The organism is Streptomyces sp. NPDC028907 (genome assembly GCF_055564995.1).
On sequence record NZ_JBVHVE010000007.1, the window covers coordinates 14,986 to 31,415 of the forward strand.

The following is a 16,430-nucleotide window of genomic DNA, read 5'->3' on the forward strand; positions in this document are numbered from 1 at the left end:
CGATCGGTTAAGTCACTATCTGGTAAAGGCGATACGTCAACACGAGTCGTCAACCGAACGCACCCGGCCGGACCTTGCCCGAAAAGGTCCGGCCGGATGTGTGTATGGTCACTTTGCGACTCTCGGTCAACTCGCCTCGAACGCAACCCTTCGCCCGATTCGCACACCCGTGAAACCTGCCGTGCGACGGCCGTACGCCCTTGACAGCGGGATGTTTCATTGTCGACACATCTGCCCGGTCCGGCGGATTGTGTTGCTGCGGATGCCCGACACGCCATAGAGTCGCCGACTGTCGGCATGGTGCCACGCTGACCTGTCTAGAAGTTTCCTGGTCACCAAGGAGGTAAGACGACTTGTGAATGAGTCGACATTTTCTCCCGGGGGTGGTCAACCAGGAATGCCGGTACGGGGCCAGGGTCCCGCGGGATTCGAGGCTGTCGGCTCCGTTGCGGTGCGCACCTTCGCAGCCCACCAGAGTCACCAGATCTCAGGGTTGACTCAGACAGCACACCAGAGCATGGATGGCCATCACGTGAACGCCATGGCCGGCGACGGAAGTGGCGCGCCCCACAACCAATTCGCCGACTACGACGAACTGCCCGAAGGGCACTTCTACGACCCCGACGCGGAGTACGAGCCCGACCCCGAGTACGCGGCCACCCTCGCGCCCGACGCTGCCCGTCAGCGCCGCGAGCGCATCGGCCCGACCGGGCGTCCGCTGCCGTACTTCCCGATCCCGGGTCCGCTGACCGACCACGGCCCCGCGAAGATCATCGCGATGTGCAACCAGAAGGGCGGCGTCGGCAAGACGACGTCGACCATCAACCTGGGTGCCGCCCTCGCGGAATACGGACGCCGGGTCCTGCTCGTCGACTTCGACCCCCAGGGCGCGCTCTCGGTCGGACTCGGCGTCAACCCGATGGAGCTCGACCTCACGGTCTACAACCTGCTCATGGAGCGGGGCATGTCGGCCGACGAGGTGCTCCTGAAGACGGCGGTCCCCAACATGGACCTGCTGCCGAGCAACATCGACCTGTCGGCCGCCGAGGTCCAGCTGGTCAGCGAGGTCGCGCGCGAGTCGACGCTCCAGCGCGCCCTGAAGCCGCTGATGGACGACTACGACTTCATCGTCATCGACTGCCAGCCCTCGCTCGGCCTGCTCACGGTCAACGCGCTGACGGCCGCCCACAAGGTGATCGTGCCCCTGGAGTGCGAGTTCTTCGCCCTGCGTGGTGTGGCGCTGCTGACCGAGACCATCGAGAAGGTCCAGGAACGGCTCAACCCGGAGCTGGAGCTCGACGGGATCCTGGCCACGATGTACGACTCGCGCACGGTCCACAGCCGTGAGGTGCTGGCCCGTGTGGTCGAGGCGTTCGACGACCACGTCTACCACACGGTCATCGGGCGCACGGTCCGCTTCCCGGAGACCACGGTCGCCGGTGAGCCGATCACCACGTACGCCTCCAACTCCGTCGGTGCCGCCGCCTATCGCCAGCTCGCCAGGGAGGTGCTCGCCCGGTGTCACGCCGAGTGAGTCTGCCGGGGGCCGACGAACTGTTCCGTACGACAGGGGGTATGGCGCTCCAGCCGTCCACTCCCCGGCGCCCGGCCAACGGCGAGGCCCGGGTGCCGGCTCCCGCGGGGGAGAGCGATCCCGCCGCGGGCGCCGAGGACGCGCCGCAGTCGGTGCCCGTGCAGGGCGGCGACGGTGACGGCGCGGAGCATGTGGCGGCCGACGCGGAGTCCGTCGACGCCGGTGAGTCACGCAGCAGGGCGGCGGAGCGTTCCGGGCGACGGCAGGGGGCGCAGGAAGGTTCTGCCGCGGGTGCCTCCGGCGGTTCGGCAGGGCCCGGTGCCGCTTCTTCCGGTTCGGCTCCCGCTTCCGCCGCCGCTTCGCCACGCAAGCGGGGGCGCAGTGCCTCGCGTCGGCCCAGTGGGCGTGAACGGCACGACGAGAAGATCACCGTGTACGTCTCCGCCGAGGAGCTCATGGACCTGGAGCACGCGCGTCTGGTGCTGCGCGGTGAGCACGGGCTGGCCGTCGACCGGGGGCGGATCGTCCGGGAGGCGGTGGCCGTGGTGCTGGCCGATCTGGAGTCCCGCGGGGACGCGAGCATCCTCGTACGACGGCTTCGCGGGCGGTAGCGGTAGCCTGCGGGGGCCATGACCTCGAACGACGTTCCCGCCTCGGCCTCCGGTGCAGCAGCCGGTCGTCGGCGTGCGCTGGGGCGAGGGCCGGGGGCTCCGCCCGTGGCTCCGCCGGTTGAGCCGGTGCTTTCGCCTCCTGCGGAGGCGGAGAGCGGGTCGTCGGCTGAGGTCCAGTCATCGGCTCCGGCCGGTGGGCCGTCGTACCCACCCGTTCCGCCCAGCGGAACAGCCGCCCACAACGGCGGCGGCAACGAAGCGGAACCGCCCCCTGCCGAACCGGAAGAACCCGACGACGGCGTCTTCAAGGTCCGGCTCTCCAACTTCGAGGGGCCCTTCGATCTCCTCCTCCAGCTGATCTCCAAGCACAAGCTCGACGTCACCGAGGTCGCGCTGTCCAAGGTGACCGACGAGTTCATGGCGCACATCAGGGCCATGGGCTCGGACTGGGACCTGGACGAGACGACCGAGTTCCTGGTCGTCGCGGCCACGCTGCTCGATCTGAAGGCGGCCCGGCTGCTGCCCGCCGCCGAGGTGGAGGACGAGGCCGACCTCGCGCTCTTGGAGGCGCGGGACCTGCTGTTCGCGCGGCTGCTGCAGTACCGGGCCTACAAACAGATCGCCGACATCTTCAGCCGGCGGCTCGACGACGAGGCGCGGCGCTATCCGCGGACCGTCGGGCTGGAGCCGCAGCACGCCGAGCTGCTGCCCGAGGTCGTCATCAGCATCGGGGCGGAAGGATTCGCCAAGCTCGCGGTCAAGGCGATGCAGCCCAAGCCGAAGCCGCAGGTCTACGTCGATCACATCCACGCGCCGCTGGTCAGCGTGCAGGAACAGGCCGGGATCGTCGTCGCGCGGCTGAAGGAGCTCGGCGAGGCCAGCTTCCGGGCTCTCGTCGAGGACACCGACGACACCCTCACCGTCGTGGCGCGGTTCCTGGCCCTGCTGGAGCTCTACCGGGAGAAGGCCGTCGCCCTGGACCAGGAGACCGCGCTCGGGGAACTCACCGTCCGCTGGACCGGCGGGGACGGGGACGAGACGCCCACGGTGACCGACGAGTTCGACCGGCCGCCCGAGCCGCCGAAGGAGGAGAAGAAGGCGTGAGTGAGGAGACCACCGAGCTTCCGGCCGCGCTGCGCGGTGTCGCGGACCTCGACCTCAAGCCCGCCCTGGAGGCGATGCTCATGGTCGTGGACGAGCCCGCGACCGAGGAGCGTCTCGCCAGGCTCCTGGAGCGGCCGCGCCGGCAGATCGCCGGCGCACTGCGGGAGCTGGCCGACGACTACCGGGTGCAGGGGCGCGGCTTCGAGCTGCGGTTCGTCGCGGGCGGCTGGCGTTTCTACACCCGCCCCGAGTACGCGGCCGCCGTCGAGCGGCTGGTGCTGGACGGGCAGACCGCCCGGCTCACCCAGGCCGCCCTGGAGACGCTCGCCGTCGTCGCGTACCGCCAGCCCGTCAGCCGCAGCCGCGTCTCGGCGGTACGCGGAGTGAACTGCGACGGGGTCATGCGCACCCTCCTTCAGCGCGGGCTGGTCGAGGAGGCGGGCACGGAACCCGAAACAGGTGCGATCCTGTACAGGACGACGAACTACTTCCTGGAGCGGATGGGCCTGCGCGGCCTGGACGAGCTCCCGGAGCTCGCGCCCTTCCTCCCGGAGGCGGAGGCGATCGAGGCCGAGACCCAGGAAGGGGTGCCGTCGTTCGACCCGGACGCTCCCGATGACGGTCCGGGCACCCCGGTGAGCCGGGGTACCGACGACGTAGACGACCAGACGGAACTTTGATGCGAAGCAGCAGCGGCAGGAACAGCAGCGGAAACAACGGCGGGAGCCGTGGTGGCAACAGCGGCGGCCGCGGCGGGAGCAGCGGGGGCCGCGGCAACTACCGCGGCGCCGGTAACAACCGCGACGACAAACAGGGCGGTCGGCCGAAGAAGCCGCGCCCGGAGGAGCGGCGCTACGACGTAGGCCCCGGCGCCACCCAGGACGGCCCGAAGTCGGGACGCGGTGCCTCCGCGCGCGGCGGCGCCAAGGGCGGGCCCAAGCAGGGCCGGCAGAGCGGCACCGGACGGGGCCGTTCGGCGCCGGCGACCTCCCGTGAGTACGACGCCCGCGCCGAGGAGCGCAACCGGGAGCGCTACGCGGGCAAGAAGGACGTCAAGCTGCCCAAGACCTTCCCGGGCGCCGAGCAGGAGGGCGAGCGCCTCCAGAAGGTGCTCGCGCGGGCCGGATACGGCTCCCGGCGTGCCTGTGAGGAGCTCATCGAGCAGGCGCGGGTCGAGGTCAACGGCGAGATCGTGCTGGAGCAGGGCAAGCGGGTCGACCCGGAGAAGGACGAGGTCAAGGTCGACGGGCTGACCGTCGCCACGCAGTCGTACCAGTTCTTCTCGCTCAACAAGCCCGCCGGTGTCGTCTCGACCATGGAGGACCCGGAGGGGCGGCAGTGCCTCGGTGACTACGTCACCAACCGTGAGACCCGGCTCTTCCACGTCGGCCGGCTCGACACCGAGACCGAGGGCGTCATCCTGCTCACCAACCACGGCGAGCTGGCCCACCGCCTCACCCACCCCAAGTACGGCGTGAAGAAGACCTACCTCGCGGCCATCGTCGGCCCGATCCCGCGCGACCTGGGCAAGAAGCTCAAGGACGGCATCCAGCTGGAGGACGGCTACGCGCGCGCGGACCACTTCCGGGTCGTCGAACAGACCGGCAAGAACTACCTGGTCGAGGTCACGCTGCACGAGGGCCGCAAGCACATCGTGCGCCGCATGCTGGCGGAGGCGGGCTTCCCCGTCGAGAAGCTGGTGCGCACCTCCTTCGGGCCGATCACCCTCGGCGACCAGAAGTCGGGGTGGCTGCGGCGGCTGTCGAACACCGAGGTCGGGATGCTGATGCAGGAGGTCGACCTGTAGGTCGCCTCTGTGGGTCGCCTCCTGGCGTCGGCCGGTTCTGGATTCGTCCAGGACCGGCCGATTCGTTTTCGCCGCTCCGCCGGTCTGTATCGGTGACGGAGGGAGCGGTGATGGACTCGACAGCGGACGCGACCGCGGGGATGGACACGACCGGCCAGGAGGTGCCCCAGACGGCGCCTGAGGGGCCGCTGACGGCCTTGCGGGGGCTGTCATGACCTCCGGGGAGTCCGGGGAGCTGCTGGAGCGTTCGCTCGCCTACGCGCTGGGGAGCGTCGCCGAGGTGGAGGCGGGGAGCCTCCAGGGCCGGACGCCGTGCGCCGGGTGGGATCTGGGGCAGTTGCTCGGGCACCTCGACGACTCCCTGGACGCGCTCTACGAAGGGCTGACGGGCGGGCGGATCGGGCCGTTCCCGCGTACCGACCGGGCCTGCGGCTTCCGTACGCGCGCGTGCGCGGTGCTCGGTGCCTGGGCGGCCGGACCCGCCGGGCAGCGGGTGCTGGTCGGTGAACGGTCGCTCGACGTACGGGTGATGGGCGCTGTCGGTGCCGTCGAGATCGCCGTGCACGGGTGGGACGTCGCCCAGGCCTGCGGTCGGCCCAGGCCCATCCCGGTGTCGCTCGCGGCCGAGCTGCTGAACGTCGCCCGCTGCGTGGTCACCGAGGCGGACCGGGGCGTGCGGTTCGGGCCGCCGGTCGAGGTGCGGCCACGCGCGCGTGCCGACGTCCGGCTGCTGGCCTTCCTGGGGCGCCGCGAGTCCTGTGCGTGACCGGGGTTGTGGTGGCCCCCTCGGCCCCTTTATAGTCGTACTGACTATTAAAGTGTTGAGGGGGTGGGCGGTTCTCATGGGTACGGCCTACGACAAGTACGCGCACGAACCCTTCGCCGTCACCGCCGACCTCGCCGTCCTCACCCTCCTCGACGGCGCCCTGCGCGTCCTGCTCGTGGAGCGCGGGCAGGAGCCCTTCAAGGGCCACTGGGCCCTGCCCGGCGGATTCGTTCAGCCCGATGAGTCGGCGGAGACGGCGGCCCGGCGTGAACTCGCCGAGGAGACCGGGCTGTCGAACGTCTCCGGACTGCACCTGGAGCAGCTGCGAACCTACAGCGAGCCCGACCGTGACCCCCGGATGCGGGTCGTGACGGTCGCCTTCGCCGCCCTACTGCCCCACCCTCCCCCGGACTCCGTCCGGGGGGACCCCCACCTCGCTTCGCTCGAACCGCACGGCGGCAGCGACGCGTCCCAGGCGCGCTGGGTGCCGTACGACACGGCCGGACCCCTCGCCTTCGACCACGACCGGATCCTGGCCGACGCCCATGACCGCGTCGGCGCCAAGCTGGAGTACACCGGGCTCGCCACCGCGTTCTGCCCACCCGAGTTCACGCTCGGCGAGCTGCAACAGGTCTACGAGACGGTGTGGGGCACCACCCTCGACCGCCCCAACTTCCGCCGCAAGGTCCTCGCCACGCCGGGCTTCGTCGAAGCCGTGCCCGGCGCCGCCCGGCTCACCGGCGGCCGCGGCAAACCGGCCGCGCTGTACCGCGCGGGCACCGCCGCCACCCTCCACCCGCCCCTGCTGCGGCCCACCCCGGAAGGACGCCCCGCATGACCACGACCACCGTCCGCAAGCGCGCCGCCACCGGCTCCCTGCTCGGCCTCGCCCTCGGGGACGCGCTCGGCTTCCCGACCGAGTTCAACGATGTGCCGTCGATCCTCGCCAAGTGCGGGCCCTGGACCGGGATGGAGCTGCCGACGCCGGCGATCGTCACCGACGACACACAGATGACGCTGGCGTTGGGGAAAGGGCTGCGGACGGCAATGGACCTGGGTGTGCTCGGGCCCGAGGCGATGGTGGAGCCGGTGCGCGCGGAGTTCATCGCGTGGAATCGCTCACCGGAGAACAACCGCGCCCCGGGCAACACCTGCCTAAGGGCCTGCGACCTCCTGGAGCGCACGGACCTCCCCTGGCAGGACGCCAGCCAGATCGGTTCCAAGGGCTGCGGTGCCAACATGCGCGTGGCGCCGATCGGGCTCATCCCGGGCCTGAGCGACGAACAGCGCGCGGGCGCCGCCCAGTTGCAGTCCGCGCTCACTCACGGCCATCCGACGGCGCTCGCCGCCTCCGACCTGACCGCGCACGCCGTACGCCTCCTCGCGCAGGGCGCTGAGCCGACCGGCCTGGTGGGGCTGCTGCGGTCGTACGCCTACGAGAACCGCGGCCGCTACCACGAGCGCTGGCTCGGCGACCTGTGGACCCGCGGTCAGGACCCGACGCCCGAGCACTTCATCGCGCGCGGCTGGGACGAGTGCCTGGGCGTCCTGGACCGGCTTCAGGAGGCCGTGCGTACCGTCTCGCCCGAGACCGACCCGTGCCTGGCGACCGGTGCCGGCTGGATCGCCGAGGAGGCCCTGGCCACCGGGCTGCTCTGCTTCCTGTGGTTCGTCGACGAGCCGCTGACGGCCCTGCGCCGGGCCGCCTGCACGTCCGGCGACTCGGACTCGATCGCGTGCCTGGCCGGCGCGTTCGCGGGCGCCCACCTGGGCGCCGAGGCGTGGCCGACGGAGTGGGCGGACCGCATCGAGTACCGGGGCGACCTGCTGACCCTCGGGGCGCTCTGGGACGCTTGACGGATGATCGACGCCCTGGACATCGACCTCGTGCCCGTCGTCGCCGAGCAGCCCGACCCGGTGCTGTTCGCGACGGTCTCCGGCGCGCATCTGTACGGCTTCCCGTCGCGCGACTCGGACGTCGACCTGCGAGGCGTCCATCTGCTGCCGACCGCCGACCTCGTCGGGCTGCGGGAGCCGGACGAGACGCGGTCGCGGATGTGGGTGCGGGACGGCGTCGAGATGGACCTGGTCACCCACGACCTGCGCAAGTTCGTACGGCTGATGCTGCGCCGCAACGGCTACGTCCTGGAGCAGCTGCTCTCGCCGCTCGTCGTGCACACCACGGACGCCCACCGGGAGCTGGCCGGGCTGGCGCCGGGCGTGCTCACCAGCCATCACGCCCACCACTACCGTGGGTTCGCGAACACGCAGTGGCGGCTGTTCGAGAAGACCGGCGAACTCAAGCCGCTGCTCTACACCTTCCGTGTGCTGCTCACCGGGATCCATCTGATGCGCAGTGGCGAGGTGCAGCCGCATCTGCCGACGCTGATCGGGGAGGTCGATGCCCCCGGCTATGTGCCGGAGCTGATCACCGCCAAGGCCGAGCAGGAGCACGGAGCCGCCGACGTCGACCACGCGCGCGTGGCGGCCGACGTGGAGCGGCTGCGCGGCGCGCTGGACGAGGCGCAGGCCGCCTCAGCGCTGCCCGATGCCCCGACCGTCCATGACGCCCTGCACGCCTTCGTCGTGCGGACCCGGCTGGAGAGCTGACGCGCGGCGGACGCCGATCAGGAAGTCCTCGACCCGGCGGCGGTCCGGTTCGGCCGGGAGCGGGCTGTGGCGGGCGGCCTCCTCCGCCTCCCGTGCCAGCCGGCTCATCCGGGACTCCACCTCCGACCACGGGACCTCGCCGCGCTTGACCTCCAGCAGCGGCTCGCGCTGGTCGCCGACGTCGATCGTGAGGCGGCCGGTGCGCAGCAGGTCGCGGGCGCTCGTCAGCAGGCGCAGGAGGTGCATCGCGTGCTTCCAGCGCGGGGCGCCGTGGGAGCGGACGTCCGCCTCCAGTTTCTTGCGCTGGCCCAGCGCGTAACGCGTGAACGTCTCCAGGGCCTGCCGGGACAGGAAGGCCTCGCGCAGGGCGAGAAGCTCCTGGCCGGTGTCGTCGACGTACTCCACGAGCGGCGAGTGCAGGCACTCCAGGATGTTCGGGTTGGCGCGCAGGGCCAGCTCGCAGAAGCGTTCCAGCTCCCAGCTGAACTGCTCCTCCAGCGGGCCGTCGACATGCGTCGGCGGCTTGTCGAAGCGCCAGAAGAGGGGCGTGGGGGCGAGGAAGACGCCGCGGCGGTCGGTGTCGCTGCCGTCCGCCGCCAGACCGAAGGCGCGCGAGCCCATCACACAGGCGTAGATCGTGTGGTCGCGGACCAGGGACTCGGGGCGCATGCCCGGAGCGTACGCGGCCGATCAGACCAGGCGGATCGAATTTCCGTCCACGGTGATCTTCTTCTCGGGCAGCGGCCGTGTCGCCGGAGGGTGGGCCACCGAGCCGTCCGTGATGTTGAACTTGCTGCCGTGGCACGGACAGTTGATCGTGCCGTCCGCGACCGTCGCGACCGTGCACTGCTGATGCGTGCAGATGGCGGTGAAGCCCTTGAACTGGCCGGTCTCCGGCTGGGTCACCACCACCTTGTCGTCGGCGAAGATCTTGCCGCCGCCCACCGGGATCTCGGACGTGGTGGCCAGCTCCTTGCCTTCCTGACCGGTCTGGCCGTCCTGGTCGTCCTGACCGGGGGAGGTGGTGGAGGTCGAGGTGGAGTCGCCGTTGCCGCCGGAATCGCCACAGCCCGCGACGAGCGCCGTCGCGCCTGTCGCGCCCGTCGCGATGAGGATCGTGCGCCGCGTCGGACGGTAGGTCATGTCGTCACTCCGAAAGTGCGGAAGAACCAGAGGGCGCCGGGAAGTCGCTCCGAGCCGAGCAACAGCATCTTTGCACTGAAAGCATCTAAGAAGAAGCAAGCTGGGGCATAGTGCGGAAAAACGCGCGTTTCACGCATTCGTCAGGCAGGTCGGGCTGTCTCAGCGGGCGGGCGAGATGGGCCCGGCGCACCCGGGCTGACTAGGCTGGACAGCCGAACAGCGATCCGTACGTCAGCAAGGAGCAGCGTCGTGGCGGTACGAGCGGTCCGGGGGGCCGTCCAACTGGAACGGGACGAGGCCGGCCACATGGACGAGCAGGTCGGTGTCCTGCTCACCGCGATCCTGGAGCGGAACGACCTCACCGCGGACGACCTGATCAGCGTCTGGTTCACGGCCACGCCCGACCTGCACAGCGACTTCCCGGCGGCTGCCGCCCGCAAGCTCGGCAGCGGCTTCGCCGACGTCCCGCTGATCTGCGCCCAGGAACTGGACATCGAGGGTGCCATGCCCCGGGTCGTACGGGTCCTCGCGCACATCGAGTCCGACAAGCCCCGCGCCGACATCGCGCACGTCTACCTCGGCGCCGCGGCCGCCCTGCGCAAGGACATCGCCCAGTGAGAACCGCACTCGTCATCGGCACCGGCCTCATCGGTACGTCCGCCGCCCTCGCGCTGGCCGGGCGCGGGGTCACCGTCCACCTGGCCGACCACGACCCCGAGCAGGCCCGGACGGCGGCCGCGCTCGGCGCCGGCACGGACGAGGCGCCCGAGGGCCCCGTGGACCTCGCGATCGTCGCCGCCCCGCCCGCGCACGTGGCCGGCGTCCTCGCCGACGTCATGCGCCGGGGCGTGGCCCGCGGCTACCTCGACGTGGCCAGCGTCAAGGGCGGGCCGCGGCGTGAGCTGGAGGCGCTCGGGCTCGACCTGTCGTCGTACATCGGCACGCATCCCATGTCGGGCCGGGAGAAGTCCGGTCCGCTGGCCGCGACCGGCGACCTCTTCGAGGGGCGGCCCTGGGTGCTGACGCCGACCCGGGACACCGACACCGAGGTGCTGAACCTCGCCCTGGAGCTGGTCTCGCACTGCCGGGCCGTGCCGGTCGTGATGGACGCCGACGCCCACGACCGCGCGGTCGCGCTCGTGTCCCACATGCCGCATCTGGTGTCCAGCATGGTCGCCGCGCGGCTGGAGGACGCCGAGGAGGCGGCCGTACGGCTGTGCGGTCAGGGCATCCGTGACGTGACGCGGATCGCGGCGTCCGATCCCGGGATGTGGATCGACATCCTCTCCGCGAACCCCGGGCCCGTCGCCGATCTGCTCACGGATGTCGCCGCCGATCTGGAGGAGACGGTGCGGGCGCTGCGGGCCCTGCAGTCCTCCGACGAGGACAAGCGGGTGGAGGGCACGGCCGGTATCGAGGGTGTGCTGCGGCGGGGGAACGCGGGGCAGGTGCGGGTGCCCGGCAAGCACGGTGCCGCTCCGCGGATCTACGAGGTGGTCGCCGTGCTCATCGACGACCAGCCGGGGCAGCTGGCTCGGATCTTCGCGGATGCGGGGCGGGCCGGGGTCAACATCGAGGACGTGCGGATCGAGCACGCGACGGGGCAGCAGGCGGGTCTGGTGCAGCTGATGGTGGAGCCCAAGGCCGCGCCCGTTCTGTCGGCGTCGCTGCGGGAGCGGGGCTGGGCGATCCGCCAGTAGCGGATTCTCGCCCCCGCCGCCCCTACCCGTCCCGTCCCTGGGGGCTGCGCCCCCAGACCCCCGCTGTCGGCCCTGCGGGCCTCGTCCTCAAACGCCGGACGGGCTGAAAAGCCCAGCCCCTCCGGCGTAGCTCCCTGCGGGTGGGTGGGGGTTCGGGACGGCGATGGTCTCGTCCTCGAACGCCGGACGGGCTGGAGTACTCAGCCTCTCCGGCGTTTGAGGAGCGGGGTCCGGGACGGAGCCCCAGACGGATCGAACGGGTAGGGGCGGCGGGGGCGAGCCCTGGGCGGCCGGACGAGTGAGTTGAACCCAGTAACCTTGTGCGGGGCGCCCTCGCGTCCTCGCACTCCCGTCACACCGCATCTGGAAGGTGTCCCCCCGTGGAAAACGGTGCCGCCAAGCCCGTGATTGTCGCCATCGACGGCCCCTCCGGCACGGGCAAGTCGAGCACGTCGAAGGCCGTTGCCGCGCAGCTCGGGCTGAGCTACCTGGACACCGGTGCCCAGTACCGGGCGATCACCTGGTGGATGGTGACCAACGGGATCGACATCGAGGACCCGTCCGCCATCGCCGCCGTGGCCGGCAAGCCCGAGATCGTCTCCGGCACCGAGCCGGGCAACCCGACGATCACGGTGGACGGCACCGACGTGGCCGGGCCGATCCGCACCCAGGAGGTCACCTCCAAGGTCAGCGCGGTCAGTGCCGTGCCGGAGGTGCGGGCACGGATCACCGAGCTGCAGCGCTCCCTGGCCAAGTCCGCGGAGATCGGCATCGTCGTCGAGGGCCGTGACATCGGTACGACCGTGCTGCCCGACGCCGACCTGAAGATCTTCCTCACCGCCTCCCCGGAGGCCCGCGCCGCCCGCCGCAGCGGTGAGCTGAAGGGCGCCGACGTCAACGCGACCCGGGAGGCGCTGATCAAGCGCGACGCGGCCGACTCCAGCCGCAAGACCTCGCCGCTCGCCAAGGCCGACGACGCGGTCGAGGTGGACACCACCGAGCTCACCCTGCCGCAGGTCATCGAGTGCGTCGTCACGCTCGTCGAGGAGAAGCGGGCGGGGAAGTGACGCAGGCTTCGGAGCGGGGCGCCGAGGTCGGGCGGCGGATCGGCGTCGGCCTGATGTACGGGCTGTGGAACCCGCGCGTGCTCGGCGCCTGGAAGGTGCCCGCGAGCGGCCCGGTGATCTTCGCCGTCAACCACTCGCACAACATAGACGGCCCGATGGTCATGGGCGTGGCGCCCCGGCCGACGCACTTCCTGATCAAGAAGGAGGCGTTCGTCGGTCCGCTGGACCCGTTCCTGACCGGGATCGGCCAGCTGAAGGTGGACCGCGAGACCACCGACCGTACGGCGATCACCCGGGCCCTCGACGTCCTGTCGGCCGGCGGTGTCCTCGGGATCTTCCCGGAGGGCACCCGGGGTGAGGGCGACTTCGCCTCCCTGCGTGCCGGGCTCGCCTACTTCGCCGTGCGCAGCGGGGCGCCCATCGTCCCGGTCGCCGTGCTGGGAAGTTCCGAGAAGCGGGGACGGTTGATGAAGGGGCTGCCTCCGCTGCGCAGCCGTATCGACGTCGTCTTCGGGGACCCCTTCGAGGCGGGCGACGGCAGCGGACGACGTACGCGCAAGGCACTGGACGAGGCGACCGAGCGCATCCAGAAGCAGCTCGCCGCGCACCTGGAAAACGCCAGGCGACTGACCGGTCGCCGGGCGACACTGGACTGACTGAGTAGTGGATCGGCCGGGGGACACCCGGTGTTCCACCGATCACCACGATGAACGACGAGGTACGGACTTCATGAACGACCACATCCACTCCGAGGGCTCGCTCGAAGAGCACGACCACGGAGAGCTTGGCGATGCCGAGTACGCGGAGTTCATGGAGCTCGCCGCGGAAGAGGGCTTCGACCTCGAGGACGTCGAGGGCGCGATCGAAGCGGCCGGTCACGGTCCGCTTCCCGTGCTCGCCGTCGTCGGACGACCCAATGTCGGCAAGTCGACTCTCGTCAACCGGATCATCGGCCGCCGCGAGGCCGTCGTCGAGGACAAGCCCGGCGTCACCCGCGACCGCGTGACCTACGAGGCCGAGTGGGCCGGGCGCCGCTTCAAGGTCGTCGACACCGGCGGCTGGGAGCAGGACGTCCTCGGCATCGACGCCTCCGTGGCCGCCCAGGCCGAGTACGCCATCGAGGCCGCCGACGCCGTCGTGTTCGTCGTCGACGCCAAGGTCGGCGCCACCGACACCGACGAGGCGGTCGTACGACTGCTGCGCAAGGCCGGCAAGCCCGTGGTGCTGGCCGCCAACAAGGTGGACGGCCCGAGCGGCGAGGCCGACGCGACGTATCTGTGGTCCCTCGGGCTCGGCGAGCCGCACCCGGTCTCCGCGCTGCACGGCCGTGGCACCGGCGACATGCTGGACGCCGTCCTGGAGGCGCTGCCGGACGCCCCCGCGCAGGCCTTCGGCGGCGCCGGGATCGGCGGCCCGCGTCGTATCGCGCTCATCGGCCGCCCGAACGTCGGCAAGTCCTCCCTGCTGAACAAGGTGGCGGGCGAGGAGCGCGTCGTCGTCAACGAGCTGGCCGGCACCACTCGTGACCCGGTCGACGAGCTCATCGAACTGGGCGGCGTCACCTGGAAGTTCGTCGACACGGCGGGCATCCGCAAGCGCGTCCACCTCCAGCAGGGCGCCGACTACTACGCCTCGCTGCGCACCGCCGCCGCCGTCGAGAAGGCCGAGGTGGCGGTCATCCTGATCGACGCCGCCGAGTCCATCTCGGTCCAGGACCAGCGGATCGTGACGATGGCCGTCGAGGCCGGGCGCGCGATGGTCATCGCCTACAACAAGTGGGACACCCTCGACGAAGAGCGCCGCTACTACCTGGAGCGCGAGATCGAGACCGAGTTCGGGCAGGTCGCCTGGGCGCCGCGGGTCAACGTCTCCGCGCACACCGGCCGGCACATGGAGAAGCTGGTCCCCGCGATCGAGACCGCCCTCGCCGGCTGGGAGACCCGAGTCCCGACGGGCCGCCTCAACGCCTTCCTCGGCGAGCTGGTCGCCGCCCACCCCCACCCGATCCGGGGCGGCAAGCAGCCGCGCATCCTCTTCGGCACGCAGGCCGGCACCAAGCCCCCGCGGTTCGTCCTCTTCGCCTCCGGCTTCATCGAGGCGGGCTACCGCCGCTTCATCGAACGCAGGCTGCGCGAGGAGTTCGGCTTCGAGGGCACGCCGATCCATATCTCCGTGCGCGTGCGCGAGAAGCGCGGCAAGAAGAAGTAGCGGCGAGCGGAAGCAGCCGGCATGACGGAAGGGCGGCCCGGTGAGGGCCGCCCTTCCGTCTGTTCAGCCTCTGCGCGCTGTTCAGCCTCTGCGCGCCGGCGGCAGCGCGGCCGGTACGTGATGCATCCCCGTGCCCTGCGGACCGATGTGCCCGACGCGCTGCCACTGCGGCTGCTGGTTGTTGCCGTGCCGGGCGCTGTGGGCCCCCGCGCTGTAGGCGCTGTACGAACTGCTGAACGACCCCGGGCGATGGCCGCCGTACGTGCCGGTACTGCGCTGGATGTTCCCGAACGCGACGAACCCCAGGTCCTCCTCACCGCTGCGATCACCCGGCAGCGAACGGAAGGACTTGACGTACTCGGCGTAGAGCGCGTCGTAGATCGGCGTGGGCGAGGGACCGCCCTGGTGGCGGGGAACGTCGTATGCATGCACGTATGTCCAAACGACGGCAGGCTTCATGAGATGCGGTTCGGTAGCGCCCCTTTAGGGGCGCGGGGAACCGCGCGATCAACCACGATCCACCTGCAGTCGCCGTACGGCCTTCGGTCCTCACCCGGTAGGCGCAATCACGTCCCCGCAAGAGGCAGCGCCGCCCCCACCAGCTTCCCGTTCGCCGCCGCCTTGTCCAGCGCGTCCCGCAACAGATCCTCCCGGGGCTGGCGCCCGATGGAGCCCACGGGCGCCGCGAACATCAGCACCTGCTGGTGCTTGTTCGCGGCGGCCCGCCACCCATCGGTCACCTGCAGCGGCTGATGCGCCTGCCACCACGCAACCGGCTGCCCCCCGTTCGGGCCCGGCTGCAGCACCGCGTGCAGCTGCCCCATCGCCAGCAGCACCGACCAGCCGTGCAGCACCGGCGGCACATCGGTCAGCTCGGTCACCGGCATGAACCCCTGCTCGATGAGCAGCGGAAGGAAGTCGTCCCCGGCGTCGACCGCCCCGGGGCGCACGATGGGGCCGGTCGGCTCCACGACCAGGGCCGGGTGCAGTTCCCCGGCGATCAGCACCAGCCCGCTGGTCACGCCCAGCACGGCCTGCTCCGGCACGATCGCCTTCGGCTCCAGATCGACGCGGTCGCCGGTGATGGACTTCACGGCGCCCCGCAGCTGCTCCTCGGTGACCTGGACGACCTGGGAGGGCAGGCAGGTGGCGTGGGCGAAGGCGAGCACGGCGGTCTCGTCCCCGATGAACAGGACGGTGCTGGTGCGCTCCTGTTCGGAGTCGCCCGGGGTGCGGCAGGAGGTGCAGTCGTAACTGCCCGGGGCGTTCTCTCCGGCGAGCAGCCGGTCGGCCTCTTCGTCGCCGATCTCGGCACGTACCTCGTCGCTGACGTCGAGCATGCGCGGCACGGGTGGCTCCCTCGGGATGTGGCGTGGCGGGGCCGGGTGGCTCCCGGCCCGTGAACCGGGCGGGTCCCGGGCTCATGAAGAAGACAACGGACGATCTGTGGCGGGAGTCACGCACCACGGCGAACGGAATCGAACCATCCATCGCGCACCGTCACGTTCGGTGCGGAATCGCGCACTCACGGTCAACTCCGTGGAAACCCAAGGAAGTTGGTTGCGTGGGGTGGGTCACAGATTGCCAGGGGGGCAGGTCGACAAATCCTGAAATCAGCGAATGAAGTGGGTGGCCGAAAATCGCCGATACCTGGGGTAACGGCGAACTGGCCTGGAATGACAAGGAGTTGGTTGATGCCGACCGGCCGCTGTCCCTAGATTCCTCGACCGTGTGCAACGAGCACCGCTCGGGTACGTCCGCCGACCGCACCAGCCAGCGCACAGCACCACCTCCGGCGGACGGGGCCGCATCGCTCACCCGCCCCATGGCGTGGCGAGCGGCGCTCAGCCTTGGGGGACCCCGAGTGCTTCGAGAGGGAA

18 protein-coding genes and 1 pseudogene are annotated in these 16,430 nt (G+C 70.9%); 14 read left to right on the forward strand and 5 right to left on the reverse strand.

The genetic code is table 11. From position 1 onward, the window contains the following. Positions 1-397: 397 nt before the first annotated feature. The 9 genes from ACZ4UU_RS22150 (at position 398) to ACZ4UU_RS22190 (ending at position 8,432) form a co-directional block, all read left to right on the forward strand. A complete protein-coding gene (locus ACZ4UU_RS22150) occupies positions 398-1,534 on the forward strand; it encodes a ParA family protein (protein ID WP_471905112.1) in 1,137 nt (378 codons plus the stop codon). Beyond that, entirely contained in the window at positions 1,519-2,145 is a 627-nt protein-coding gene (locus tag ACZ4UU_RS22155) for a hypothetical protein (protein ID WP_471905113.1), read from the forward strand. The genes ACZ4UU_RS22150 and ACZ4UU_RS22155 overlap by 16 nt, the downstream gene beginning before the upstream one ends. Positions 2,146-2,163: 18 nt before the next feature. After that, entirely contained in the window at positions 2,164-3,249 is a 1,086-nt protein-coding gene (locus ACZ4UU_RS22160; RefSeq protein WP_471905114.1) for a segregation and condensation protein A, read from the forward strand. Next, positions 3,246-3,929: an SMC-Scp complex subunit ScpB gene (gene scpB, locus ACZ4UU_RS22165; protein WP_471905115.1), complete on the forward strand. Its 684-nt coding sequence runs from the start codon at positions 3,246-3,248 to the stop codon at positions 3,927-3,929. Before ACZ4UU_RS22160 ends, scpB begins: the two co-directional genes overlap by 4 nt. Further along, positions 3,929-5,056, forward strand: coding sequence for a pseudouridine synthase (locus ACZ4UU_RS22170; RefSeq protein ID WP_471905116.1), 1,128 nt, complete (start codon positions 3,929-3,931; stop codon positions 5,054-5,056). Before scpB ends, ACZ4UU_RS22170 begins: the two co-directional genes overlap by 1 nt. A 211-nt stretch (positions 5,057-5,267) precedes the next feature. Further along, complete coding sequence (locus ACZ4UU_RS22175; protein WP_471905117.1) at positions 5,268-5,822, forward strand: TIGR03086 family metal-binding protein; 555 nt, start codon at positions 5,268-5,270, stop codon at positions 5,820-5,822. A gap of 76 nt (positions 5,823-5,898) precedes the next feature. After that, on the forward strand, positions 5,899-6,660 hold the full coding sequence (locus ACZ4UU_RS22180) for an NUDIX hydrolase (protein WP_471905118.1): 762 nt from the start codon (positions 5,899-5,901) through the stop codon (positions 6,658-6,660). Beyond that, on the forward strand, positions 6,657-7,679 hold the full coding sequence (locus ACZ4UU_RS22185) for an ADP-ribosylglycohydrolase family protein (RefSeq protein ID WP_471905119.1): 1,023 nt from the start codon (positions 6,657-6,659) through the stop codon (positions 7,677-7,679). Before ACZ4UU_RS22180 ends, ACZ4UU_RS22185 begins: the two co-directional genes overlap by 4 nt. A gap of 3 nt (positions 7,680-7,682) precedes the next feature. Further along, entirely contained in the window at positions 7,683-8,432 is a 750-nt protein-coding gene (locus ACZ4UU_RS22190) for a nucleotidyltransferase domain-containing protein (protein WP_471905120.1), read from the forward strand. Here ACZ4UU_RS22190 and ACZ4UU_RS22195 read toward each other — a convergent pair. The 3 genes and pseudogenes from ACZ4UU_RS22195 to ACZ4UU_RS22205 all read right to left on the reverse strand — a co-directional run. Next, positions 8,358-9,101 (reverse strand): nucleotidyltransferase domain-containing protein, encoded by a 744-nt coding sequence (locus tag ACZ4UU_RS22195; protein WP_471905121.1) that lies wholly within the window; start codon positions 9,099-9,101, stop codon positions 8,358-8,360. The genes ACZ4UU_RS22190 and ACZ4UU_RS22195 overlap by 75 nt on opposite strands. 21 nt (positions 9,102-9,122) lie before the next feature. Continuing rightward, entirely contained in the window at positions 9,123-9,575 is a 453-nt protein-coding gene (locus ACZ4UU_RS22200) for a Rieske (2Fe-2S) protein (RefSeq protein ID WP_471905122.1), read from the reverse strand. Beyond that, positions 9,572-9,706: pseudogene (locus tag ACZ4UU_RS22205) on the reverse strand (DUF6529 family protein); the annotation flags it as partial. The pseudogene ACZ4UU_RS22205 and the gene ACZ4UU_RS22200, both read right to left, overlap by 4 nt. A gap of 118 nt (positions 9,707-9,824) precedes the next feature. Between ACZ4UU_RS22205 and aroH the strand changes: the two are divergent. The 5 genes from aroH to der all read left to right on the forward strand — a co-directional run bounded on the left by aroH (position 9,825) and on the right by der (position 14,550). Beyond that, positions 9,825-10,193, forward strand: coding sequence for a chorismate mutase (gene aroH / locus ACZ4UU_RS22210; RefSeq protein WP_471905123.1), 369 nt, complete (start codon positions 9,825-9,827; stop codon positions 10,191-10,193). Next, positions 10,190-11,275 carry a prephenate dehydrogenase gene (locus ACZ4UU_RS22215; protein ID WP_471905124.1) on the forward strand — a complete coding sequence of 362 codons (1,086 nt, stop codon included), beginning with the start codon at positions 10,190-10,192 and terminating at the stop codon, positions 11,273-11,275. The genes aroH and ACZ4UU_RS22215 overlap by 4 nt, the downstream gene beginning before the upstream one ends. Before the next feature lie 380 nt (positions 11,276-11,655). Then, a complete protein-coding gene (gene cmk / locus ACZ4UU_RS22220; protein ID WP_471905125.1) occupies positions 11,656-12,342 on the forward strand; it encodes a (d)CMP kinase in 687 nt (228 codons plus the stop codon). 53 nt (positions 12,343-12,395) lie between these two features. Next, positions 12,396-12,998 (forward strand): lysophospholipid acyltransferase family protein, encoded by a 603-nt coding sequence (locus ACZ4UU_RS22225; RefSeq protein WP_471905481.1) that lies wholly within the window; start codon positions 12,396-12,398, stop codon positions 12,996-12,998. 73 nt (positions 12,999-13,071) lie between these two features. Beyond that, a complete protein-coding gene (der, locus tag ACZ4UU_RS22230; RefSeq protein ID WP_471905126.1) occupies positions 13,072-14,550 on the forward strand; it encodes a ribosome biogenesis GTPase Der in 1,479 nt (492 codons plus the stop codon). A gap of 81 nt (positions 14,551-14,631) precedes the next feature. Here the strand turns inward: der and ACZ4UU_RS22235 are convergent, their stop codons facing one another. Together ACZ4UU_RS22235 and ACZ4UU_RS22240 are read right to left on the reverse strand one after the other, a co-directional pair. Further along, entirely contained in the window at positions 14,632-14,982 is a 351-nt protein-coding gene (locus tag ACZ4UU_RS22235; protein ID WP_471905127.1) for a hypothetical protein, read from the reverse strand. 134 nt (positions 14,983-15,116) lie between these two features. After that, complete coding sequence (locus ACZ4UU_RS22240) at positions 15,117-15,899, reverse strand: hypothetical protein (protein WP_471905128.1); 783 nt, start codon at positions 15,897-15,899, stop codon at positions 15,117-15,119. Positions 15,900-16,430: the final 531 nt, after the last annotated feature.